Annotated in this window: 21 protein-coding genes; 8 read left to right on the forward strand and 13 right to left on the reverse strand. The window is 55.5% G+C overall.

Features of this window, described 5'->3' with window-relative positions; all coding sequences use genetic code 11:
- The first annotated feature begins 168 nt into the window (after nt 1-168).
- Complete coding sequence (locus ACR0LW_RS20910; protein ID WP_480884341.1) at nt 169-1,233, forward strand: AbrB family transcriptional regulator; 1,065 nt, start codon at nt 169-171, stop codon at nt 1,231-1,233.
- Here the strand turns inward: ACR0LW_RS20910 and ACR0LW_RS20915 are convergent.
- The 5 genes from ACR0LW_RS20915 to ACR0LW_RS20935 form a co-directional block, all read right to left on the reverse strand.
- Nucleotides 1,202-2,182: a D-2-hydroxyacid dehydrogenase family protein gene (locus tag ACR0LW_RS20915; protein ID WP_480884343.1), complete on the reverse strand. Its 981-nt coding sequence runs from the start codon at nt 2,180-2,182 to the stop codon at nt 1,202-1,204. The two genes, ACR0LW_RS20910 and ACR0LW_RS20915, sit on opposite strands and share 32 nt — an antisense overlap.
- Nucleotides 2,179-2,415, reverse strand: coding sequence for a hypothetical protein (locus tag ACR0LW_RS20920; RefSeq protein ID WP_480884345.1), 237 nt, complete (start codon nt 2,413-2,415; stop codon nt 2,179-2,181). Before ACR0LW_RS20920 ends, ACR0LW_RS20915 begins: the two co-directional genes overlap by 4 nt.
- 50 nt (nt 2,416-2,465) lie before the next feature.
- Complete coding sequence (locus tag ACR0LW_RS20925; RefSeq protein WP_480884347.1) at nt 2,466-3,554, reverse strand: 4-oxalomesaconate tautomerase; 1,089 nt, start codon at nt 3,552-3,554, stop codon at nt 2,466-2,468.
- A 10-nt stretch (nt 3,555-3,564) separates the two neighbouring features.
- Nucleotides 3,565-5,595 (reverse strand): tripartite tricarboxylate transporter permease, encoded by a 2,031-nt coding sequence (locus tag ACR0LW_RS20930; RefSeq protein WP_480884349.1) that lies wholly within the window; start codon nt 5,593-5,595, stop codon nt 3,565-3,567.
- 76 nt (nt 5,596-5,671) lie between these two features.
- Entirely contained in the window at nt 5,672-6,760 is a 1,089-nt protein-coding gene (locus tag ACR0LW_RS20935) for a type 2 periplasmic-binding domain-containing protein (protein WP_170624810.1), read from the reverse strand.
- Nucleotides 6,761-6,899: 139 nt separating this feature from the next.
- Here ACR0LW_RS20935 and ACR0LW_RS20940 point away from each other — a divergent pair, with 139 nt between their 5' ends.
- A complete protein-coding gene (locus ACR0LW_RS20940) occupies nt 6,900-7,568 on the forward strand; it encodes a response regulator transcription factor (protein ID WP_480582979.1) in 669 nt (222 codons plus the stop codon).
- Nucleotides 7,565-8,932, forward strand: coding sequence for a sensor histidine kinase (locus ACR0LW_RS20945; protein ID WP_480884352.1), 1,368 nt, complete (start codon nt 7,565-7,567; stop codon nt 8,930-8,932). The genes ACR0LW_RS20940 and ACR0LW_RS20945 overlap by 4 nt, the downstream gene beginning before the upstream one ends.
- Before the next feature lie 915 nt (nt 8,933-9,847).
- On the opposite strand, the gene ACR0LW_RS20950 is transcribed toward ACR0LW_RS20945, so the two are convergent.
- The gene (locus ACR0LW_RS20950; RefSeq protein ID WP_480884354.1) at nt 9,848-10,750 is read right to left on the reverse strand and encodes a glutaminase; all 903 of its coding nucleotides are present in this window, start codon (nt 10,748-10,750) and stop codon (nt 9,848-9,850) included.
- 173 nt (nt 10,751-10,923) lie between these two features.
- Nucleotides 10,924-12,351 (reverse strand): alanine/glycine:cation symporter family protein, encoded by a 1,428-nt coding sequence (locus ACR0LW_RS20955; protein ID WP_170525083.1) that lies wholly within the window; start codon nt 12,349-12,351, stop codon nt 10,924-10,926.
- 237 nt (nt 12,352-12,588) lie between these two features.
- Here ACR0LW_RS20955 and ACR0LW_RS20960 point away from each other — a divergent pair, with 237 nt between their 5' ends.
- Nucleotides 12,589-13,401 carry a helix-turn-helix domain-containing protein gene (locus ACR0LW_RS20960; RefSeq protein WP_480884356.1) on the forward strand — a complete coding sequence of 271 codons (813 nt, stop codon included), beginning with the start codon at nt 12,589-12,591 and terminating at the stop codon, nt 13,399-13,401.
- Nucleotides 13,402-13,732: 331 nt separating this feature from the next.
- On the opposite strand, the gene ACR0LW_RS20965 is transcribed toward ACR0LW_RS20960, so the two are convergent.
- The 5 genes from ACR0LW_RS20965 to ACR0LW_RS20985 form a co-directional block, all read right to left on the reverse strand.
- Nucleotides 13,733-14,596 (reverse strand): sugar phosphate isomerase/epimerase family protein, encoded by an 864-nt coding sequence (locus ACR0LW_RS20965; protein WP_170714110.1) that lies wholly within the window; start codon nt 14,594-14,596, stop codon nt 13,733-13,735.
- 14 nt (nt 14,597-14,610) lie between these two features.
- On the reverse strand, nt 14,611-15,501 hold the full coding sequence (locus ACR0LW_RS20970) for an NAD(P)-dependent oxidoreductase (RefSeq protein ID WP_170714112.1): 891 nt from the start codon (nt 15,499-15,501) through the stop codon (nt 14,611-14,613).
- 149 nt (nt 15,502-15,650) lie between these two features.
- Nucleotides 15,651-16,931, reverse strand: coding sequence for a TRAP transporter large permease (locus ACR0LW_RS20975; RefSeq protein WP_170714116.1), 1,281 nt, complete (start codon nt 16,929-16,931; stop codon nt 15,651-15,653).
- A 1-nt stretch (nt 16,932) separates the two neighbouring features.
- Nucleotides 16,933-17,436: a TRAP transporter small permease gene (locus ACR0LW_RS20980; protein ID WP_170410378.1), complete on the reverse strand. Its 504-nt coding sequence runs from the start codon at nt 17,434-17,436 to the stop codon at nt 16,933-16,935.
- 65 nt (nt 17,437-17,501) lie between these two features.
- Nucleotides 17,502-18,497 (reverse strand): TRAP transporter substrate-binding protein, encoded by a 996-nt coding sequence (locus tag ACR0LW_RS20985; RefSeq protein WP_480884360.1) that lies wholly within the window; start codon nt 18,495-18,497, stop codon nt 17,502-17,504.
- 168 nt (nt 18,498-18,665) lie between these two features.
- Here ACR0LW_RS20985 and ACR0LW_RS20990 point away from each other — a divergent pair, with 168 nt between their 5' ends.
- On the forward strand, nt 18,666-19,703 hold the full coding sequence (locus tag ACR0LW_RS20990; RefSeq protein ID WP_480884362.1) for a LacI family DNA-binding transcriptional regulator: 1,038 nt from the start codon (nt 18,666-18,668) through the stop codon (nt 19,701-19,703).
- Between the two features lie 3 nt (nt 19,704-19,706).
- On the opposite strand, the gene ACR0LW_RS20995 is transcribed toward ACR0LW_RS20990, so the two are convergent.
- Nucleotides 19,707-20,723 carry a LacI family DNA-binding transcriptional regulator gene (locus ACR0LW_RS20995; protein ID WP_480884364.1) on the reverse strand — a complete coding sequence of 339 codons (1,017 nt, stop codon included), beginning with the start codon at nt 20,721-20,723 and terminating at the stop codon, nt 19,707-19,709.
- A gap of 249 nt (nt 20,724-20,972) precedes the next feature.
- On the opposite strand from ACR0LW_RS20995, the gene ACR0LW_RS21000 reads away from it, so the two are divergent.
- From ACR0LW_RS21000 to ACR0LW_RS21010, 3 genes are read left to right on the forward strand one after another with little or no spacing between them, the layout of a single operon-like run.
- Nucleotides 20,973-21,947 (forward strand): fatty acid desaturase, encoded by a 975-nt coding sequence (locus tag ACR0LW_RS21000; protein ID WP_480884366.1) that lies wholly within the window; start codon nt 20,973-20,975, stop codon nt 21,945-21,947.
- 27 nt (nt 21,948-21,974) lie between these two features.
- On the forward strand, nt 21,975-22,289 hold the full coding sequence (locus tag ACR0LW_RS21005; protein WP_170680686.1) for a MocE family 2Fe-2S type ferredoxin: 315 nt from the start codon (nt 21,975-21,977) through the stop codon (nt 22,287-22,289).
- Nucleotides 22,290-22,293: 4 nt separating this feature from the next.
- Nucleotides 22,294-23,109 (forward strand): 3-methyl-2-oxobutanoate hydroxymethyltransferase, encoded by an 816-nt coding sequence (locus tag ACR0LW_RS21010; protein WP_480884367.1) that lies wholly within the window; start codon nt 22,294-22,296, stop codon nt 23,107-23,109.
- Nucleotides 23,110-23,704: the final 595 nt, after the last annotated feature.

Consider the following 23,704-nt stretch of genomic DNA (forward strand, 5'->3'; position numbering starts at 1 on the left):
AAGAGTGCCCTCGCGAATCTCGTCCAGCAGGCGCTGATACGCAGAATTGCCTTGTGGGCCAGGTTGTAACGGAGCGTCTTGAAAGGTCATCGCAGGCTCTCTTGTCATTTTACATCCAGTTGTATACATATGGATGCAATATAAATCAACGAAGCTGGAACGCTTACCTTGCACAGCCAAACCGATACCCCCTCTCTTCTGACGAAACGGGCCGTCACGCTCGGCCTGGCGGTGTTGGGCACTGGGGTATTTTGGGCGCTAAACCTGCCGCTACCCTTTCTGTTCGGGCCAATGAGCGCATGTTTGATTGCGGCTCTTGCGCACGCACCGATGGAAGGCTTTGGACAGGTCTCGGTTGCCGCCCGCACTATACTGGGCGTGGCGGTAGGGGCATCGATTACGCCGGCTCTGTTTGCTGAATTGCCAAAAATGGCCGCGTCAATTGCGCTGATCCCGTTCTTCATCCTGCTAATCGCGCTGGTAGGTGTGCCATTCTTTCGCAAATTCTGGGGCTTTGACTCCACAACGGCTTTCTACGCAGCCATGCCGGGCGGTTTGCAAGACATGATCATCTTTGGCACTGAGGCCGGGGCCAATCCGCGTACCCTGTCCTTGATCCACGGTACGCGCGTGCTGATCATCGTGACGTTGGCCCCCTTGTTCCTCACCGTGTTCTATGATGCCCAACTCACCAATCCGATTGGCGAGCCCGCGTACAACCTGCCAATACATGAATTGGCGCTGATGGTTCTGGCCGCCATTATCGGCTGGAAAGGCGGGGAGCGGATCGGCCTGTTCGGGGCGTCAATCCTGGGGCCAATGATCCTTACGGCCGCCTTGTCACTGGGCGACTTCATTCATACCCGACCGCCTCGCGAGGCCATCCTTGCAGCGCAGTTTTTCATTGGCTGCGGAATTGGTGTGAAATTCGTAGGTGTCACATGGGTCGAACTACGCCGGGTAGTGGCAGCGGGCTTCGCCTATGTCATTGTCCTTGCCGTCCTGGCAGCCGCTTTCACCGCCGTTGTCACCACCTTGGGACTGGGCCAACCTGTCGAGGCGTTTCTGGCCTTCGCGCCCGGTGGGCAGGCAGAGATGACGGTGCTGGCCATCGTCTCGGGCGCGGATTTGGGCTTTGTGATCACCCACCATCTGACAAGGATCGTGTTGGTGATCATCGGCGCGCCCATCGCCGCAAATCTTATTCTGCGCTGGCCCAAACCCCGGGGTTAATCATGTGGATCGGATCGCCTTCGGCATAGGCGTTCACCTGATCGAAAATATCCGCGAATTGCAGGTCGAACTCGTCTTCAGTGACAAAGCCGATATGTGGGGTCGCGATCAGGTTGGGATGTGACAAAAGCGGGTCGGTCGGATCAATCAGTGGCTCGGAATCGAACACATCAATTGCCGCTTTGCCGGGGCGACCGACGTTCAGCGCCTCAAGCAAAGCACCAGGTGCGATCAGCCCGGCTCGCGAGGTGTTCACAAACAGCGCCTCCGGCTGCATCTTTGCGAAATCCGATGCGGTGATGATCCCGCGCGTGTCCGGTTTCAAGCGCACATGGACCGAGACAACATCGCTGCTGCCAAAGAACGCTTCACGGCTGGGCGCGACCTGCGCGCCATCCGCCTGCGCACGCGCCCGGCCTTCTACGGATGACCACCAGACCACATTCATCCCAAAGGCCTCGGCATAACTTGCAATGGCGCGAGCAATGCGGCCATAGCCATAGAGCCCCAACTGACGCCCCCTCAGCGTCTTGCCCACGCCCGCCTGCCAGTGCCCTGCTTTGACGGAGGCCATTTGTGCGGGCAAATCCCGCATCCCGGCCATGATTAACGCCCAAGTAAGTTCGGCTGCAGCATAAGACGGCGTCCCGCCATGCATGTTTGAGCACAGCAGCACGTCGTGATCTGTGCAGGCCTCAACATCGACATGAGGATAAACGCTGCGCTGGCTGATCAGTTTCAGGTTTGGTAATTTCTCCAGCAAGGCGCGGGTGACTTTGGTACGTTCGCGGAACAGGACAAGCACCTCTGCGTCCTGCAGTCGTTCGGCCAGAGTGTCAGTGTCTTCGACATGATCCGTCCATACCGTCACCTCATGACCGGTGAGTTTCTCAAAGCAAGGCAGGCCACGCAGCGTGCCAAACCAGTCATCAAGAATGTGGACCTTCATCGGCTTTCTATACCCTGCTCGGTGTTCAGTTTTCTTGGCGTCGGGACAAAATGCGGTGCGTCAAGGGCGGCCAGAGCGTTTCGGACCCGTTCGCTTTGATCCAGCAGATGGTTGAACTGCTCATCACACCCGGCGATCGGCGTTGGGTATTCTGCCATATCTCGCCGCAAGGCCGCTTGCGCCAGCTTTAGTTCCTGACGCGCGATACCGAGGCATTCCGAGTAGTTGTCCATCGTGACCTCCCTTTTTGTATACCATAGCATACTTAATAGCTGCCACCTAATCAACTCCCGTCCCAAACAGATTGCGGCACATAAACATGCCCGTCCGCCAACTTGCGCGCAGTTCGAACTAAGCCCGCCGCGTTCACGGTGAAACCTTCGTCGGTAGAGAAATCGACCAGCACGTCTATTTTGCCCGAGGCGTGTTCCAGAACAACTTCGGCTGGGCTTTTAGTGGGGCGATCCAGCAAACCGTCCGCAACAGTCCCAGGCGTCAACACGCAGGAAGCCATGCACTGCGCGCCGGTGACCGCCATGGTCGGGTGGGTTTTCCACGGCATGAAATACCGCACTGCGAGCGTTCCGCCCTCTCTGGCCGGAGCAACAAGGCCGAACTTAGGGGTGACCGATTTGGACACATCCCCCATACCCATCCGCTGCCCTGCTTCGATCCTAACGGCCTCCATCCGGTCAAAGAACGCGCGGTTTGCGTCCAGCTCCTTGGCGCTCTCATAGCCCGTCAATCCGAAGTCTGTGGCGCGGGCGATAGCCATCGGCATAGCGACATCCATGCAGGTCAGTTCGACGCCCTGAACTGCATCGCGCAGGTTGCCCGTGGGCAGGAACGCTCCGGTGGCCGAGCCCACCACGCCCATGAAACTCAACTGCACCGGCGCTGAATGACCGGGAACGCCGGCGATCTCCGCATCACCCTCATAGGTCAATTCGCCCCCGGGTGTATTCACCTTGGCCACGACCCGAGCCCCAGTGTTGACGGCCCGAATGCGAACTTCAGTTTCATCACCCTGCGGTTTGAACAGCCCCATCTCGGTGGCAGCAGGGGCAACCCCAGACAGGATGTTGCCGCAAGTCGGTTTGAAATCGACCAGCTTGTCCTCGACCGAGACCTGCGCGAAGAAATAGTCGATATCGGCCCAGTCATCCTCGCTGACCGACAGCATCGCGACTTTTGTGGTCACCGCCGCGCCGCCGCCGATGCCGTCGATGTTCAGCGACTGCCCGGACCCAAGAGCGGCGATCAGCACCTCGGCCAGCGCGTCCAAATCCTCAGGCAAATCCGAGCGGCGGAAATACGGGCCTTTCGACGTGCCGCCACGCATCAAGATATAAGGGATAGCGGTTTGAGTCATCTTGAACCCCTCACTTCAACGGCCAGGGCAGGCTGACCATGTCCTGCAACAGACCCGGCGGGAAATCGCGGTTCAGAGCGCCCGCCATCAGGCACATGAACCCGATGCCGCAGGCGGTCAGGATCAGAGTCATCTGCCAGCTGGACCCGGCGCGGATACGGAGAAAGGCGATCAGGAACCCTATCAGGGCGAGGATGAAGCCCACCACCCACGTGGCCGCGATCAAACTGGCGAACCACGCCAGAGTGGACCACAGACCGTGGGGTGCGCTGGCGTCTTCACCAGCGATTTCCTTGTCGGCAAAGATCGCGTCACCCTCGGGCCGCCGCATCATCTGGATCAGAAGGATCACGCAACAGAATAGCGAGACGCTGCCGATAACCAGCGGGATGATCTTGTCGGTCATGTTGTAGTCGGGGATCAAGTTGGCATTGACCAAAGCGACGATCAGGTAGGCCATGATCACCAGCAGAAAGATAAGCGGCGCGCGTTTGGTACCGGCCTGAACATCACCCTCGGCCATGATCATCTTGGCCTGCCGGATACCCAGAATGACCGAAACAACCGTGACAACGATCAGCACGATGACGATAGGGCTGAAGACATATTCCATCCCCTCGCCAAAGCTTTTGCGGAACCGGAATGAGGCGATCTGGAACGCCTGATTGGTGAACTTCTCAACCGGGTTCGACAGAACGAAACCGATCAGGAAGGCGGGGCGCGACCAGTCGAAGCGGCGCAGGAAGATGCCGATCAGGCCGATCACGAACAAGGCCAGCAGGTCTTCGAAGTTCTGACCGGACTGGAACGCCGCAAAGCTGATCAGCATGAACAAGAACGGGGCCAGATAGGTGAAGCGGATGGTCGTCAGCTTGGCGATCCCGCCCGATGCCGCGATGCACAAGATCGTGCCCACGACGTTGGCCAGCGCCAGCAACCAAACGATTGAATAGGTGATGTCGAGATTGTCTTTCAGCATGCTTGGACCGACCTCGATATCGCCAGACCCCAGCAGGGCCACCGCGCCGATAAAGATCGCCATTGAGCCGGAACCGGGAATGCCAAACAGCAAAGTTGGCACCAGCCCGCCGCCCTCCTTGGCGTTGTTTGAGCTTTCCGGGCCGATGACTCCGCGCACTTCGCCTTTGCCGAAATTGCTTTTGTCCTTGGTGGATTGAACCGAATGGCCATAGGCGATCCAATCGACGACCGAACCACCAAGACCGGGTATGACGCCAACAATCACGCCAATGATCGAACAGCGGACAGAAAGCCAGATATTGGCCGCCCAGTCTTTGACGCCGTCCAGCCAACCGGCGCCCAGTGAGGCCCCTTTGGCAATCGACCGATCTTGACGCAACAGCGATACGATCTCGGGCACGGCAAAGATGCCCAAACCGACGATGACCAGTTTCAGGCCATCCGTCAGGTAGGGAATGTCATAGGTCGCCATACGGAGTGAGCCGCCCGCGTCGGCCTCACCAATGGTACCGACCATCAGGCCCAATCCGGCGGCGGCGACGCCTTTCAGTGGGATACGCCCGGCAAGGATCGCAACCATAGAAAGGCCAAGAATTGTGATCATCAACATCTCGGGCAGACCGAAGGCAAGAACGATAGGCCGCGCGATCAGGATGAACATAGTCAAGAAGGTCGCGCCGACCAGGCCGCCGAACAAGGATGAGGAAAAGGCAGCCGACAGCGCCCGCGCGGCCTCGCCCTTTTTGGCCATAGGGAAGCCGTCCAGCACCGTCGCTTGCGAGGCGGAACTGCCGGGAATGCCCATCAGGACGGACGCGAATGTGTCCGAGGTCGGCACCACCGCCACCATGCCGATCATCAGTGCCAGACCAAGGATCGGGTCCATTCCAAACATGAAAGGCAGCAACAGCGAAAGGCCGGCAATGCCTCCAAGCCCTGGGAAAACACCTACAGCCAGCCCCATAACGACGCCGAGCACAAGATAACCCAATACGATAGGTTGCAGGATAAGACCCCACGCGTCACCAAGCGCAGGTAGAGCGGTGGCGAAAACCTCCATAGCGGCCGCCTTTCATTAACTGTTTTGTATGTAGAGAAACGCGCGCCCTTCGTTGGGCGCGCGACGACGTGTCAGCTTAGTTCAGCTCGACGCCGTAGGCCTCTTTCAGCCAGTTCAGGACGTATTGCTTGGCATTGTCATCGACGTTGGTCGCCGTCTGCAGAGCAGATTTTGAGCCTTCGCCGACAAAAACAGGATACTTACCAACGCGTTTCGAGGAGATATCAGCAAAATCGCCCCGCTCGGTCACAGCTTGGAACGCTGCTGTATAGGCATCGACGACCTCTTGCGGCGTGTCACCGGGCAGGAAGGCCAGCTTCTGAACCGGGAAGCCTGCCACGAAGAAGGCTTTCCATGCGTCCCATGCCTCACCACTGGTTTCGCAACCATCTGTGGCCTCGCAAACCTCTTTAAAGGTCGGAATATCCGGGAATGTCGGGTCGCGCACGATATTGCCATCCGCATCCAACGCGCCCCACGTCATCATCGGAACGGCCTGACCAGCCTCGACCAGCGGGGCCGACCCGCCCAGATAGCCCGAGGACGTTTGGTAATCGATATTGGCTTCACCACGTTCGAACATCAGGCGGCCATCACCGCGGCCCTTGATGCCAAAGACAGGCTCAACATTCATGCCCAGCATCTGCCAGGCCAGCAGCGGCACAAGGTCTAAACGAGTCGCGCCCTGCGAGCCGTAGATGAAGTTGGTGTCTTTCAGCGCATTGGCAGAACCATCAAACTTGGCTCCATCCTCGGCGTTCAGATAGGCAACGCCACCGGTACCCGACGCCATAACCGGAATCCAATCGTTGTATTCGTAACGCACACGCGGGTCGCTCAGCAGATAGGGGAATTGTGTTGAACCCGACGTGCCAAACAGCAGGGTGCCATCGTCGTGCTCCTGCTCCTGAAACCAATTCGCGCCCTTGGTCGATCCTGCACCGGGCATGAACTTGACTACCACAGTCGGCTGACCCGGCAGCGCCTCGGACAGAAGCGGGGCAAAGAAGTTGGCCCATTTGGCCGACCCGCCCGTTTCCGAGAACGGAATGACCCATTCGATGGTCTTGCCCGAGAAATCGACCTCGGCAGCGGCAGGTGCGGCGAGTCCGGCGGCGGCAATCAGCCCCACGACGGCGCGACGGGTGAAGTTGGAAATGGCCATTGGTTCCTCCCTGTTGACCAGACAACCACGTCAGCGCCCTCCGCACCACCGTGATTGCAAATAGAACTGTGGGGTTGATTCCCCCTCCCATCTGGCAATCATGGAGCGCCAACCTTGCGCGAAACTTGCAGGAGCCCGAATGCGGATCGTCATCGTCGAGGATAACGAGACCCTCGCCAACGCCATTGCTTACCGCCTGAGGGATCGGGGCCATGCCGCTGATGTGCTGACAGATGGTGTCGCGGCCGATTTGTATCTGGAACAGGAAGGCGCAGACCTGATCGTTCTGGACATCAACCTGCCGGGTCGGTCAGGGCTTGAGATCTTGCGGTCCCTGCGCAACCGGGGCGACAGCGCGCCTGTCATCCTGCTAACCGCACGTACCGAGACCAGCGACCGCGTGTCGGGCCTGGATATGGGCGCCGACGATTACCTGGTGAAGCCCTTCGAAATGGACGAGCTTGAGGCCCGCATCCGCGCGCTGTCCCGTCGCAAACAACTGGATTATGGCGCGCGCGAGACCATCGGATATCTTGAGTTCGACCGCACCGCCCGGCAGGTGAGCGCAAAGGGCCAAGTTCTCGATGTGCCGCGTCGGGAAATGGCTGTGCTTGAATGCCTGCTGGAACGGCGGGGCAGGATCGTCCCCAAAAGTCAGTTGACCGATTACGTCTACGGCGTGGGCGCCGATGTCGACGATTCAGCCGTCGAGCCACATGTGTCACGACTGCGCAAACGCCTTCAGAACCTTGGCATCCGGATCAAGACCGCCCGTGGCCTTGGATATCTGCTAGAGGTGCTGAAGTGATCCGGCACGGTTCACTCAGGCTCAGGCTTTTCATTCTGATCCTGACGCCATTGGTGCTGCTCGCAATCCTGCTTGGATATTGGCGCTACACCGTGGCCCAGCAAACGGCGCAGGAGCTTTTTGACGACAGCCTGTTGTCCGCCGGTCTGGCCATTTCGCGCGACGTGGCTGTGTCAGAAGGCGATGCCTTGTCGCCCACCACGCGCAGCTTGATCCGCGATGCGTCAGGCGGAGAGATTTTTTATCACGTGACCGGACCCGGCGGAATCTACGTCACCGGATATGCATATCCACCGGCCGCCGCAAACCCGTCAGAGCAGGACGCGTACCAGCCGCAATTTTTCGAAGCAGTTTATCGGGATGAGTCGGTGCGCGTCCTGAAAATGACCGAGCGGGTCACGTTGGACAACTTGGTAGGCGATGCGACAGTGACAGCTTGGCAACGCGTTGCGGACCGCAACGCTTTTGCCAACGAACTGTCGATCCGCGCTGGGATCCTGATGGGTATTCTGCTGGCCACCCTTGCCGTTGTCGTGTGGTTCGGGGTCGCACGCGGGTTGCGCCCCTTGCTGGATTTGCAGGATGCGATCGACCTACGCTCACCTGACGACCTGAGCGAAATCAGACGCCCGGTCCCGGTCGAGGTTCATGGAATTGTTCAGACCTTGAACCGGCTGTTTGGACAGGTCGAGCACAGCATCAACGCCCATCAGGTGTTTATCTCAGAAGCCGCGCATCAGCTGCGAAATCCCGCGGCAGCGGTTCAGTCCATGGCCGAGGCGTTGCGGGACGCAAAAACGGATGAGGACAAGGACAAACGGATTATCGAACTTGTGTCAGCGGCGAAAAACTCCGCCACAGTCGCCGAGCAGCTATTGTCGTTGGAGCGGTTGCGGCAACCTACGCATCAGGATCAGATGGACAAGATTGATTTCCGTGCGGTTGTGGAAGAGGCCTGCGCTGACATGGGCGTTCATATCCTCACAAAAGGGATCGATTTTGAAGTCACATTGCCAGAACCAACAATCTTGGTCTCGGGAGATCGGATCTTCTTGGCAGAGGCTATCAAAAACCTGCTGGACAATGCGCTTAAGCACGGCGGCGCTAAATTGAGGCAAATATCAGTTGTACTGCGTTGTGACGCGAGGAACGTCAAACTAACCGTATCTGATGACGGAACCGGCCTTTCACCCGACCAAAGCGAAGCCGTTTTCAGTCGATTTTCGCAGCTGGAATATTCCGAAGGTAGCGGTTTAGGGTTGTCGATTGTCTCAGCTGTCGCGAAGCGTCACGGAGGAGTGGTCGCGATCAACCAAGTCGAAAAAGGAGCAAGCGTTACGCTTCAGCTTCCCATAGCCCTGTAGTTTGTTTCAATTTCTGCTCGGAACCCGAAACCTGTCACAATCAAAGAGAGATTTTTCGATTACAGCGAATGACCGGTTTCCGCCAGTTTCATTAGAATAACAACGCGTTCTTGCGCAAACAGTAAAGGCGCAGCCTGCTCCGCTGCACCTGTTTTGGGTCATCGGTATCTGGACAAGCCAAACGCCTCTGGCTGTAAGGGTAAGACGCTGCCTTCCCCTCGGGCAACCCTATTGGACAACACCGTGTCCTCGGCTGCGCCTGCGAGCCGTACCACTATTGTCTAATAGCATTGCCTCGCCCCCATCCGCGTTCGCCACGTGGCAGATCAGCAGGAACAGGCGCCTTCGGCGACTGATCTGCAAATCAGCCCTGATTTTCCCAAAAAGAAGTCAGGATCAATGAGATCGGTCCAGGTGTTAGATGAAGGAAGTGAGGCGAAAATGGAAAGGTTCTGTCGCTGGTGGCAGAACTATGTGTCGCCTTACACAAGTTGTCGGGCGACACATAGATTTACCATTGCGGCGCGGCTAAAGCATTGATTTTCAACCAACTGGAATTTCCTCGGCGCACCAGTTTTGCCATTTGCGACTCAAAGGTCTTCCATCGCATCAAAGCAGCCTGATGGCTGCCATTGGTCTAAGACACAGAGAAAGCCCGAAATGAGCCCAAAATGCAAATTGCTGCACCGTGCATCAATGTCGGCAGTGCGCAGAAAGCTGACATTGATGCTGGTAGCGACGGCCTAAAGCCGACATCCGACTCGGTCCTCCAAGGCGGCGCTGCGCCAATCACAAACAAAATCGGTGTTCCACTCAGTCTTACAGCATGCGAATAATCCCTCCGTCTGGCTACTTCCTCACCAAATCGCGTTCAGCCCCCTTATTGTGAGCCGGGAGTGCCTTCTTAGAACCCACCTAAAAGACTGACCAATTTGTCGCTTGTGATAGCATTGAAGCAGCGCGTGTTCCGGCATGCGAATTGCCATAGCTATTCAGCCCTGGTGACCACAAAGCGATAGACGCAACTTTTGGTGCGACTACAAGCAAACCGCCACCAACGCCACTCTTTCTTGGCAGACCTACCCGATACGCAAAATCACCTGAACCATCATAGTGCCCACAAGTCATCATCAGTGCGTTCACTCGGCGGGCATGATGTTGCGAGATAACACGAGGCGCATCGTCCAACCCGGCGAGAACACGGCCAGCCATCGCCAACTGTTTGGTTGTCATTTCGATGGCGCATTGATGAAAATAAACCCCAAGTGTGAGTTCCGGTGAATTGAACAAGTTCCCGTGGGATTTGAGATAGTGCGCAAGCGCAAAGTTTCTGGATCCCGTCTCCTGTTCGGACGCTGCTACCTTGTGATTAATGTGAATTTCGTCTGATCCGGCCATTTGCCGAACGAGTCCGATTATTTCGGCAAGCGCTATTTTTGGTTCTCGACCCGACAATAGTGCATCAGTGGTGACGATTGCGCCAGCGTTGATGAATGGGTTTCGTGGCCGACCTTTTTCTCTTTCCAAAAGTACAACGGAGTCAAAAGTGGCACCGGACGGCTCTCTACCAACCCTATTCCAAAGCTGATCCCCCACGCGTCCAAGCGCGGCCACAAGTGTAAAGACCTTTGATACACTCTGAATTGAAAACGGCGTGTCAGACGAACCTGCGCTGAAAATACTGCCATCGTTCAAACACACGCTTATCGCGAATTGCCTAGGGTCAACTTCGGCAAGTTCGGGTATATATTGGGCGGTTTGCCCCCACTCGTCCTGCCTGAAGATCTCTGCGGAAATTTCCTGCACCGTTCTGTTCATTTAGATCTCCGCGCTACAGCTGCACCGCACACCGAATTTCACCTGCGATTTGGAACACTGAGCCTGTTCTCTGTAGTAAGAGAAGAACCTCGCCAACGATTGGCGAGGTTCCAGTTTTTTTAGAATTTCTGTCTTGGAGGCGAACACCAATGCGTCACGCGCCCAGATAAAAATCAGTCTTTCACTTTCCCGGTCCATGCCGTGCGATCAAGGTCAAGATCAGGAAAATCATCCGGATTCAGAACCGGGCGCTCCACACCTGCTGCTAGCTGCTTTCGGAAGTCTTGCAGAATGCGGAGGCATGTCGGGAGCAGCATCATGATCACAACGAGGTTGACTAGCGCTAGCAGACCCATCGCCGGATCAGAGAAAGCGAACACTGATGTTGCACCCGGCGCCGTTGCCCCAAGGAATACGATACCCATAATGGCGACGCGCAGAACGTTGATCGCCATCGGGTGTTTGGTAATCACGGTCAGCGCGTTTTCACCCAGATAGTAGTTGTAGATGATCGAACTGAACGCAAACAGCAGGATGATGAAGGTTAGGAAATACTGTGTCCACTCGCCCAGGTGGCTTACCAGAGACTGCTGGGTCAGAACCACCCCATCAATATCCGCACCGGGCTGATACACGTCGCTCAGCAAGATGACCAAAGCGGTACATGTACAGATGATGATCGTGTCGATGAAGACCGAGAACGACTGGGTAATGCCCTGGCTGATCGGGTGACGCACGTCAGCCGTTGCAGCCACGTTCGGCGCTGAACCCAGACCGGCTTCGTTCGAAAACAGACCGCGACGCAAACCGTTGGCAATGGCCGCACCCATGCCGCCGCCGACTGCTTCTTCCCAGCCAAAGGCGTTGGCAATTATGGAGACGAACACACCCGGTACGTCTGCAACGTTGATCAGGATGATCACAAAAGCCATCAGAAGATAGGCGACCGCCATGACCGGAATAACCACATCCGCCACCTTAGCGATCCGATGAATACCACCGAAGACAACAAAGCCAGCAATCACCGTAAGCACTGCACCGGTGACAAAACGGCTAAGTCCAAGGCTTTCTTCTGCCGCACCGGCAACCGTGTTTCCCTGGAATGCATTGAAACCGATGGCAAATGACGCAATCAGGCAGATCGCGTAAACAATGGCCAGCCAACGGTACTGCTCACCCAGACCATGGATGATAGAGCGTGCAGGCCCACCGCGGAAATCGCCATTTTCCTGACGGCGCTTGTACAGCTGTGCCAGCGAGCATTCGACCAAGCTGGTAGCCATGCCGACAATCGCGATTGCCCACATCCAGAACACCGCGCCCGGACCACCAAGTGTAATGGCAACCGCAACCCCTGCGATGTTGCCACCACCAACGCGTCCGCCGACCGACACCAGCAACGCCTGCCGTGCCGAGATGGCATTTGGATCGGCGCTTTGGTTGTTTGAAGACAGCACACGGAACATGCGCTTGAAGAACTTAAACTGAACGAACCCAGTTAGTAGAGTGATGAAGACGCCAAAGATGACAAGAATTGGTACGAGTGACCAACCCCATGTCAGGTCATTGATAGCGCCAAACAGGCTGTCGAATATTCCCATGATCCAGAGTTTCCCTGTTAGTGATGACGATGCGTCGTGGACAATGGGATGATCGCCCCACCGCATCAGGTCTGGTAGCACCGGGCCTGCGTTCGACTCAATTTGGTGAGGTGTTGCAACCAGTTGCAAAAAGGTCTTGCATGAGCGCCAGATAGCGCCACATTATTGTCCGGTGTTGACCGAAATATCTGGTGTTTTTGAGATTCGCCGATCCGAACAAGAAGGGGTAGTTCAGGTATGGCCGAGGATTTCCAACGGAACTTGAGGTTGCTGACCAACCATTTCAAGTCGGTGGCCGAGGTTTGTCGTCAGCTGGAAATAAACCGATCACAATTCAACAAATACCTCAACGGTGCCTCACGGCCTTCGCAACATGCCCTCGCGAAAATCTGCGACTTCTTTGGTGTAGAAGAAGGCGAAATATTACTGCCACACGATGATTTTGCAGAGCTGGTCCGGTTGCGTCGCGACGCCAATGTGGGCCCACTGGCCTATTCTGCTTATCTGGAACAACTGGCCAAGCGCTCTCGTAATGACCTGTCCCGGTATGATGGTTTCTATCACGAGTATTCCTATACCATGACTTATCCGGGAATGATCTTGCGGACTCTGGTGCGACTGTCGACAGAAGGAGGTGTTACGCGTTACTCGCGCATCGAAAACATGGCGATCAAGGGCCGGGACAAGGCCCGAATGCATGGTCGCTATAACGGGCTGGCATTCTACCTAAACGACCGCATCTTTCAGGTCGATTTCGATGCCATCACGGGCGAAGAAATAAGTCAGACAATTCTATATCCCAATTTCAAGAACCGTCACAATCGGCTTCCCGGTCTGAAACTCGGCGTCTCGACCAGCAGTTCCAGAGAGCCGCTTTGCGCGCGCGTTCTCTATTGTTTCCTCGGAAAAGAAACCAACATTAAGGACGCTCTTAAGGCTTGTGCCGTCTTTGAACCCGATGATCCGGAAATTGACAAATCAATCGAACTGATGGTGCGAAACACAATGAACACCGACGACTCTCACTTTCGAGTAATGAGTGATTTGTAGGGTCAGTAAAATCGATGTTGCGGAAAAAACTGGATTCGGTGCAGCTCGATATCTCGAGGTTTCATACCCAAACCAAAGAACAAAATTTGCTGCCCAAGATTCTCCGGGATACCCTGGTGACCCGTCTTTCGCTGCGACACGATTGCCGGAAGAATTTTTTTCGAGCAGATAATGCGACATCTCCTCAATCGTCCCGCAGAACTAGATCTTTTGACCGTTATTCGGTTTTCACCTGAAAACCAAAACAGACCCGCCTAACGACGGGTCTGTGTTTCGGCCGAACAATGTATTGGGAGGAACATCGATTGGCCGTTTTGGTCTCACCAGAGGTTCAACCAAAATGCTCTTTGAAGCGATCAATACAGCGGCGGAAACCCTCTTCGAAGTTTCCGTTACCGGGGTGGTAGACACTTTCGAATGATATCACCCCATCATAGGCGGCGGCTTTCAGAGCATCCGCCATCGGCTGAAACTGATCGGCCAGTTGGCCTTCGCCCATTTGTTTGACCGTCAATGTTGCGCGGGGCGTGTCGACTTGAACGTCCTTGATGTGGATGTGCCCGAGATAACCATCTTTTATTTCGTCGTACCCAGCAGGAAACGCTTGTTCGTGACACCAGCAGTTGTTGGCCGGGTCCCAAAGTACCTTCAACGTGTCCTTGGCATCCAGATCATCGATCAGCTTACGGGCGGTGTAATTCGAATTCACCATGGTCCCGTTGCCTGTTTCGACGACCAAAGTCACTCCGCCGTCCTTGGCAACGTCAATCGCCGGAGCAATCAGGGGCAGCATCGCGTCCCATGCACCCTTGGCGACGTTCCATTTTTCTGCACCTCCGGACCCCCACAGAATCTGCTCTTTCTTCGGAGTCATAATGCGAACCAATGGGCTGCCGACCACATGCGCCATGTCGATCACGCGCTTCAGAGAATCCAAATGCTTGCTGTGCAGGTCGTCCCCTGGTTTGTTCGCTCCGCTCATTCCCGCGAAGATGTGGCGCGACAGACAGGATACAGGCTTGCCGCGGTCACGCAGCAGTGTATCAATTTCCCGGATCTCAACCGCCGAGTGATCGCCAACCTCTGTATCGCCGACGAATTGTAGTTCCGCATATTCGAGAGCAAACTCATCCATCACATCGACCGCGTGTTTCAGGTCGCGACTGATGCCATCACAGATAACGCCAAGTTTCATGTGTTTGTCCTTTCTCAGCGATGCAACTCAGCGCCGACGATGTCTTCGATCACGCGGGTGCAGGCCCAGTTGTCGCCATCGGGGAATTTGGTTTTGCCAGCATGGAAAATCTGCATGGCAGATGAAGCAGTATGCATTGGAACGCCCAGCTCTTCGGCCAGATTCAGTGAGATGGTCAGGTCCTTGTGCATGGTGCCGATGCCCGAGCCAGTGTTTTCGAACTTACGGTCGATGATGTTCTCCAGCGCCGTGTTGGTGCATCCGCATCCCGCGCCAGAGGTTGAAAAGACCTTGAACAGGTTTTCTCCCTTCACGCCCGCCTTGGCAGCAAGGACTGACGCTTCAAATGTTGCAGCGAAGATCGAGCCAATTAGGGTCTGTAAACATGCCTTTACAGTCTGACCTTGGCCGGGCCCTTCCCCTACACGGTGAATGGTGGCCGAAACCGCCTCCATTACCGGTTGGAATTCATCCAGTACGGAATCAGAGGCCGCGGCCATCATGGTTAGTGTACCACCCTGCGCACCCGGAAAGCCGCCAGAGACAGGGCTATCGATCAGGTGAATGCCAGAACCGGCCATTGCCTCGCCAATCTCGCGGGCCTCACGCGGTTTGATCGTGGCGGTCAGAATGACCGTCCCGCCTTGTGCCATGTGACGGACCAGACCGTCTTCACCAAGAATGACGGCTTTGGCCTGATCGCCATTCATGACCATGACATAGACTGCATCCGCATTGGCCCCCACTTCTGCCACGCTGGCAGCGAGCGCTCCGCCCATTTCACCCAGCGTCTTCAGTCGCGCCTCACTCAGATCAAACCCCGTGGTTTCGAACCCGTTTTTGATGAGGTTCTTGGCCAGCCCGCTGCCCATGTCCCCTAATCCAATGACACCTGCACGTTGCATAATTGTCTTCCTAATGTGTCGTCCGGCCCGGCCGGAGTTGAGGTTTGGCGCCCCATCTTCCGAGGCGTCGATGTGTGCGGGGATTTCAGGCTTTGGCTGACCAAGGCCGGGCTGGTCCGGAAGACACCCCGCTGCCCAATTCTGTGTCGCTACGGCCCCATAACTGCGTCCGGTATCCACATGACAAGTTGCGGGAAGACGGCAATCAAAAGCAGCACGACCACATTTGCCAGCAGGAACGGCGCCGCCCCGATGAAAATCTTCCCGATTGGCAGACGGCAGATTGCAGCGCAGACATTGAGGCAATTCCCCACCGGCGGTGTGCACGCACCAACCGCCAACCCTGAGACCATCACCACACCAAAATGTACGCCGGAAACGCCCAGTTTTTCAGCGACCGGCAACAGAACTGGTGTCAGTAATAGAATGGCGGGGCTAACGTCGATGAACGTACCCGCCATCAGGATCAAAATGGCCGTCAGAACCATGAAGGCGACCGGGCCAAGTCCGAGGCCCGAAACGAAATCGGCCAGTTGATTGGGCACACGTTCCAGCGCCAGAACAGTGATGAACACTTGACTGAATGCGATGATCATCATGATCTTAGCGGACATGATGATTGCGTGGCGCATGGCTCCAGGCAGTTCTTTCAGAACACCAAATCCGACGATGAACAATCCGATGATCAGGCCATACACAACAGCAGCTCCGGCTGTCTCGGTCGGGGTAACAAAGCCGAAGACCACCGAACCTACGATCAAGATTGGCATCAGCGCTACTGCGGCAGAACGTCTGGCCTGCCGCCCAGCTTCGGCCAATGTAAACGGTACGTCCTCTGTCGGGTAATCGTTCCTCTTGGCCAGCAACCACACGACGATCAGCTGAAGTAAGCCAACCATGATGCCGGGAATGATCCCGCCCAGAAACAGGCGACCGATGCTCTCTTCGGCGGCGACGGCGTAGATAATCATGGGAACAGACGGCGGGATGATCATGCCCATAGTGGACGAGGCAACCGTGATCCCCGCTGCGAAACTCTTGGGGTAACCTCGTTTCTCCATCTCAGGAATCAGCACGGACCCGATTGAAGCAGTATCCGAGGCAGAAGAACCTGAAATGCCACCAAAGATCATCGAGCCCACGACGTTGACCAACCCCAGCCCGCCTTTCAACCGGCCGACGAAGAACATGGACAGGTCCAGCAGGCGCCGCGTGATGCCTCCGGAATTCATCACCAAGCCCATCAGGATGAAGAAGGGCAGTGAAACCAGCGGATAATTATTGATGCCGGAGAAGAAACGCTGAACAACGAAACCGGTCGCTGTGGGGGCCTCGATCAGGAAATACGCCAGTGACGCCAGCCCCAGAGAATAGGCAATTGGAACTCCGCAGACCAACAATATTCCAAGCGTGGCAAACAGGATCAACATGTCAGTCCTCCGGCATCCAGAGAACATCGATGGAATCCCGACCGCCCAGAGTCAGAACCACACGAACAAAGCAATAGAACACGGCAATCGAACAGGAGATCGGAACAATGATGAACACATAAGCCTGAGGCATCCCGAAGGGTTGCCACATGTTTTTCCCAGGCCCTGCGATCCAATCGATGGACAGCCACACCAAAGCCGCGTTCATCACTCCCACGAGGACAAGCCCTGCCACGTAGAAGGCCATTTTGACGTAATAGGGCATCATGTCGATGAAGAATGTGATCGCGATATGCTCGCGCTTCGTAATCGCGACTGCACCGCCCAAGGCCGAGGTGCAAAGAAACGCGATCTTGACCTGTTCGTCGACACCGTAGATCGCCATGTCAAAGGGGCGCATCAGGACTTTGGTGACGACAATCACCAAAAACACCCCAAACAGCACGACCATCAACGCTTCGATAACGCGCGTCAGTACACGGTCAATTGCAGAGAGCGTATCCATAAACCGGTTCCGTTAAGAAGGGAATCCGGGCGCAGGGTAAGAGCGCCCGGAATTGCCATTTCAGATCAGCCGCAAGACGCCGCTGCAGCACGGGCAGCGTCGATATCATCCATCGTGAAATGACCTGCGTCGATCATCTGTTGATAGACCGGCGCGACGGCTTCCTGGAAACCCGCCAGGGCTTCGGGCGTCAGTTCGTTGATCTCCATGTGCTTACCGAGTTCGCCGACGATGTTCGTTTCAGCATCGCGATACAGCTTGTCCGACATCGCCATCGCTTCGACCGCAACCTCGTCAAAGGTGGCCTGAAGGGCTTCGGGCAAACCGTCATACCATGCCTTGTTGACGATCAAAGGATCGGGGCCGGTCATGTGGTTCGACAGTGTCAGATACTTCTGGACTTCATGAATATTAAAGTCCCAGATATTTTGCGGCGGGTTGTGCTGCCCGTCAATTACGCCCTGTTTGAATGCCTGATATGCCTCTGAAAACGGCATGGCGACCGGAACCGACCCGATAGCTGTGCCCGTGGCGATCATCAGATCAGATTGAGGTTCGCGGATGCGCAGACCTTGCAGATCAGCAACCGATGTTATTGGCTGAACGTTGTTGGTGTAGGCCCGGAACCCTTGGCTGATACCGGTGGCAGGGATGTGATATCCGTTCGCCTCGGCACGAGCCTGCACTCCCTTGGTGAAGTCCGAACCGACAAGACATTCCATCTCATCCCAATTCGCGACGAGGAACGGCAACTGGTACAGGTTGAATGCCCCGGACGCGTCGGCAAAGAAACCGCCACGCGTGCCTTGCAGCAAACCGGCCGTCACCTGATCCATCATTTCACGCTCATTACCAAGCGCGGCACCAAAGAAATTCTCGACTTCGATGCGACCGTCCGTACGTTTTTCAAGTTCGGTCTTGAACCAGTCCATGGACTGCGAACGGATAGAGGTTTCCGGCTGCTCATTGCCATATTTAAAGGTGAAGTCCGCTGCCAGTGCTGTACTGGCCGTTATTATTAGGCCGGTAACCCCGGCCAGTAATTTAGCTGTGTAGGTCATGCTATCCTCCCTGAACGGGACTCGATCCCGTTGCATGACGTTGGGATAAGCCCCCTCACAATTCGGTGGCAAGAAAATTTGCATCAAATGACGGCAAAGATGGTTTTTGATGTTCTTCAAAGATCGTTTGAGGATGTTTTTGATCGAAAATGATGTTAGTAGGGGTCTATGAGCGATGAGGCTGTAATAATCCCAAAGAAGGCACGCGTCTCCGAGATTGCGAGGATTGCGGGGGTCGGCACCGCTACGGTTGACCGGGTTTTGAACAACAGATCTAACGTAAAGCCTGAGACCCGCCAGCGTGTTTTGCAGGCCAAGCACGCAATCGAATCCGGCGCTCAACTAGACCAGCCTGCGCGACCCTGGCGGCTGAAGATATTTCTACCAGAGGAAGCCGGACCATCGACAGAATTTCTGGGCAACTGTTTTCAGAATGTTTTCACCAATGGCCGCGCCACTGTCGAGTGTGTCTTTTCCACGAAATTGGAACCATCAGTGTTGGCTCGAAAACTAAGAGCCTGCGCCGGGCAGGGAATTGATGCAGTTGGCTTTCAGGCTTTGGATGATCCGCGGGTTCGCGACGCAGTTGAAGAGCTGCACGGTTTGAATATTCCCTGCATACCTGTCGTCTCCGATCTGATCAGCCCTGTTCTGGGCCAATTTGTCGGGACGGACAACATGGCCGCAGGACGAACAGCGGCCTATTTTATGGGTCGAATGCTACGGCAATCCGGAACCGTCGGCGTGATTTCCGGCGAGCAACTATATCGCAACCATTCGGATCGAGAGATGGGGTTTCGGTCGGCCTTGCGAAGGGATTTCAGCCACCTCCGCGTTGTGGGTACCTATATCGGCCACGATGATGTACTGGAAAATCGCGTGGTGGTGGGCCAGATGCTGGACGAGCATCCTGGGCTGCTGGGCATTTATAACGTCGGCGGTGGCAACGAAGGCATTGTTGCGGCTCTGGCTGATCGCGATTTGACCGGAGAAATCATGCTGATCGGCCACAACCTTACGCCGAAGACGAGAAACTACCTGCTGGACGGATCAATGGATCTTGTCATCCATCAGAATATGCAACGGATCGCCGAACAAGCCGTTCAAACCCTGATCGCGACACTGGAAAACCGCTCCCATCAGGCAGAGGTCGTTCCAGTTGAAGTCATCACCCGTGAAAACATCAACGGCGCCACTTTCGGCTGATGTTCACAGGTTTTCTGATGTGCAGAGATCGAAGGGAATAACCCCAACCTGTTCCTGAATTGGTTTTCCAGTCAGACACCGAGACATCATCTGAGTCACGCGATCAGCAACCTGATCCAGCGGGTTGTTAATCACCAAATCGATGCTGCCATCGGCAAGCGCAGCTTCGGTAACCGGTGTCCGTTCATGGCAGATGTAGACAACCTCCCGCGATTGCCCTGCCTCGCGCAGCGCTTTCAATGCTCCGGTCACCCCGCCTCCGCAATGATAGATGCCGGAGAGGTATTTGTTGGCCCGCAGCAATTCTGCTGTCGCTTCATATGCGACTGCGGCGTCATCCAGATACACCACAGAGTCTCGAAGAGGTTTCTGCGGTGCAAATTCGCGCATGTAGCTTCTGAACCCGCTCTCAAGCGCTTCGTGCCCCAGATACCTGTGCGACCCGATAAGGATGCCAACCACGCCTTCGGTTCGATCAAGACGCGCCATCGCCCAACCTGCCGTCCGCCCTGCTTTTCGACTGTCGATCCCGACATAGGCAGTAACGTGAGGCGATGACAGGGGCGAGAGCAATGCAATGACAGGGACATCGGCGCTGGCGATCGCACGATTGATCTCCGGATGATCAATCGCAACCAAGCCTATGGCGTCTACCTTGCCGTGCATTTCGTCAATCGCAGTTGCAAGCTCGGACGGCGACAGGCTTTCTACGTATTGGATTACAACTTTTGCCCGGATACTGCGCAACTGCTCTGCTTTTTGCTGCAACTCGATTGCCAATTCGCGATAAAACCACTTGCTTTCCTTTTGAAGAATAAAGCCCAGCCGTTTTGCTGGAGCCATCTCCTCAACCCGGCGCCGCAACAATCCTGCCGAGCGATACCCCAACGCTTCCGCCGCTGAAAGAACCCGCGCAGATGTCGCCGCAGTAACTGGCGCGCGCGCATTCAGAACGCGGTCTACTGTTGCGACGCCTACCCCCGCCTTTTCTGCGACGTCTTTGAGTGTGACACGGGCCATAGCACGCTCCATGATAAAACGTATCATCTATTTTACAGAATTTTCTGAGAGAAATGATAGAAAATATCACGACAGGTTTGACGATTCAGACGCCCTTCGGTTCTGCTCGGCAACAGCAATGTAGATAAGGAACCTGATGTGCCGAAGGACAATACCCTTCCTTGGCGGGATTATTCGCTGACGGGCCGGGACAGCGGTCCAAGCTTTGCACCTAAACAGTGGTATTCTACTCCAGTCCCCCGGAAACGGATGAAGGAATTGATGAAGCGCCGTGATGCTCCGGCCTTGATCGACTACGGGATTTGGCTGGGATTGGTGTTGGCAACCGGTGCTCTGGTCATTCTGACCTGGGGTACGTGGTGGGCAGTGCCGTCTGTTATCCTGTACGGGGTGTTTTATGGATCCTGTGCCGACAGTCGTTGGCACGAGTGCTGCCATGGGACTGTGTTCAAAACGCCTTGGCTGAACACCGCAGCCTATCAGCTGGCCTCATTTATGTCGCTGAAAAACCCCTATCTTTGGCGGTGGAGCCATACACGCCATCACACGGATACGGTGATCGTCGGAAAAGACCCCGAGATTGCGTTTCCCCGGCCTCCGCATCCACTCAACATCCTATGGAACATGCTGCATCTGCAATCTGGCTGGAATGAGTTGAAGAAGATGTTTTGGCTGTCGGCTGGTCGTTTGACCAAAGATCAGAAAACCTTCCTCATCGAAGCCGACCGTTCTAAGGCGTTCTTGGCGTCGCGTGTTCACCTCGCAATCCTCGCGGTGACATTTGTTTTGGCAATGGTGCTGCAATCATGGCTGCCCATTGTGCTGATCGGCGGACCGACGTTTTATGGTTCGTGGCTGCATCACTTGCTGGCATCACTGCAGCATGCCGGGCTGGCAGAAGACGTCCCGGATCACCGATTGAACTCGCGAACCGTCTACATGAACCGGTTCTTCCGCTTCGTATATTCGAACATGAACTACCATGTCGAACACCACATGTATCCCATGGTTCCATTCTACAATCTCCCGGCCCTGCACGAAGAAATCAAAGGCGATTGCCCACCAGCGTACGCGGGAACACTGATCGCGTTTCGCGAAATGCTCCCAGCCATTCTGATCCAGCGGCGCGATCCGTTCTACTTTGTCGACCGCAAGCCGTTGCTGCCCAAGGACGCTAACCCCAGCCCAGAATACACTCGACCAACAGCCATAGCGGCCGAGTGACCCACTCCCCGGAATACAGGAAAGCCCATGACGAACTGGACCCGCGCCTGCGCTTGCGATGACATCGAAACCGAAGATCTAATCCGTTACGACAATGGCGATCGTACCTTTGCCATCTACCGAAGCCCCGAGGACGAATTTTACTGCACCGACGGCCTGTGCACCCATGAAGAAGTGCATCTGGAAGACGGTCTGGTGATCGATCATCTGATCGAATGCCCCATGCACAACGGCCAATTCGACTATCGCACCGGCGAGGCAAAGCGCTCACCGGTCTGTGTGAATCTGAAAACCTACCCCGTTAAGGTCGAAGGCGGAGATGTCTTTATCGATATCGGGTGATGCCATGAAACGGATCTACGACTGGGACGCGAAGTTCTCACTTAGAAACTACACCGCTTCCGATCTTCGTGCGCTAAAGGGTATCCGCAAGCTGGTTCAGACGACGGCGAATACAACCGAAGAGGCAGCAGCCGCGAAAGATGCCAGAATTGATTTGATCATGGGCAATGCCCACAACACGTCTACCGTGCGTCAAGGCGCGCCTGAATTGTTCTTCACCGCTGCACTTGGTCTTCCGGACTTTGCGACGGAAAGTGACGTGCTGACCGCCGCGTTTGCGGCCATGAAGGATGGTGCCGACAGCATCTACACGGCAAGAGGGCCGCACATTGTTGAACTTTTGGCACGCGAAGATATCCCCGTGATGTGTCATCTTGGCCTGGTTCCTCGCAAATCGACCTGGCGAGGCGGCCTGCGTGCCGTTGGTAAAACTGCGGACGAGGCTATCGCGCTTTGGAATGCGTTCCGCACAATGGAAGATGCCGGAGCCTTTTCGGTAGAGGCTGAAGTTATCTGTGACCGAGTAATGGCTGAGATTTCCTCGCGTACGTCGCTGTTAACATCGTCGCTCGGTTCGGGTCCCGGCGCAGACATTATCTACCTTTTTCAAAATGACATATGCGGAGAGCAATGCGAAAGCCCGCGCCACGCACGCGCCTTTGGTGATCTCAATTCACTATATGAACAGATAAAACACCAACGCCGAGTTGCACTTACGGCGTTCAGGGAATCTGTTGAAGAGGAGCAATTTCCAAACCCATACGAGTGCGCAACAATCTCGGACGCGGAGTTTGAGAGTTTTTTTGAGCGACTAAAATGATTTTTGGTAATGGAATGTTGAACCCAGATCTACATTTTTGAAAGCCGGAATTAATACCCATCGGTGATAGATGTACGTTGGTCCCCTTTGGCGACGAGTAAAAAAGAAGTTTGTCATCGCAGTGAAAGTCCCTTTCCCGCCCGACCTGCGGGGGGGGGGGGTCGCCGTCGCGACCCGCCAGCAGTTGTCGTTCGAGCAACCGCAGCGAATTCGGATTTTTGTCCGCGTTGCGGTCATTGAAGACAGGTGACTCTAACGGCAAGTTTTCGCAACCATTGGGTGACTTGCCGCTCCATAACAAACCGCGAATATCGCTTTAGCGGTTTTATGTGAAGCGATCTCTGGTTGAGTGATGGCCGTTCAATGGAACAAGTACGAAAGGCTGCCTCGCGGACAAAGTTGCCATAGGCTCAATGGTTGTTGAGGACTGGTCTCAGCCCAAACCGGACATTCGCAACTAAGAATAAGCAGGTTTCGAAATGCGGGGAAAAAGTGCTCTCGTAATCCAAAATAGTAACGTTTGGTTACGAAGCTAGGCCTCCCAAATACACCTAGACGAGGCCTACAGTGTTGCAAGGTCAGGGTGGTGATAGGC

This window comes from Ruegeria sp. N4 (assembly GCF_056531425.1).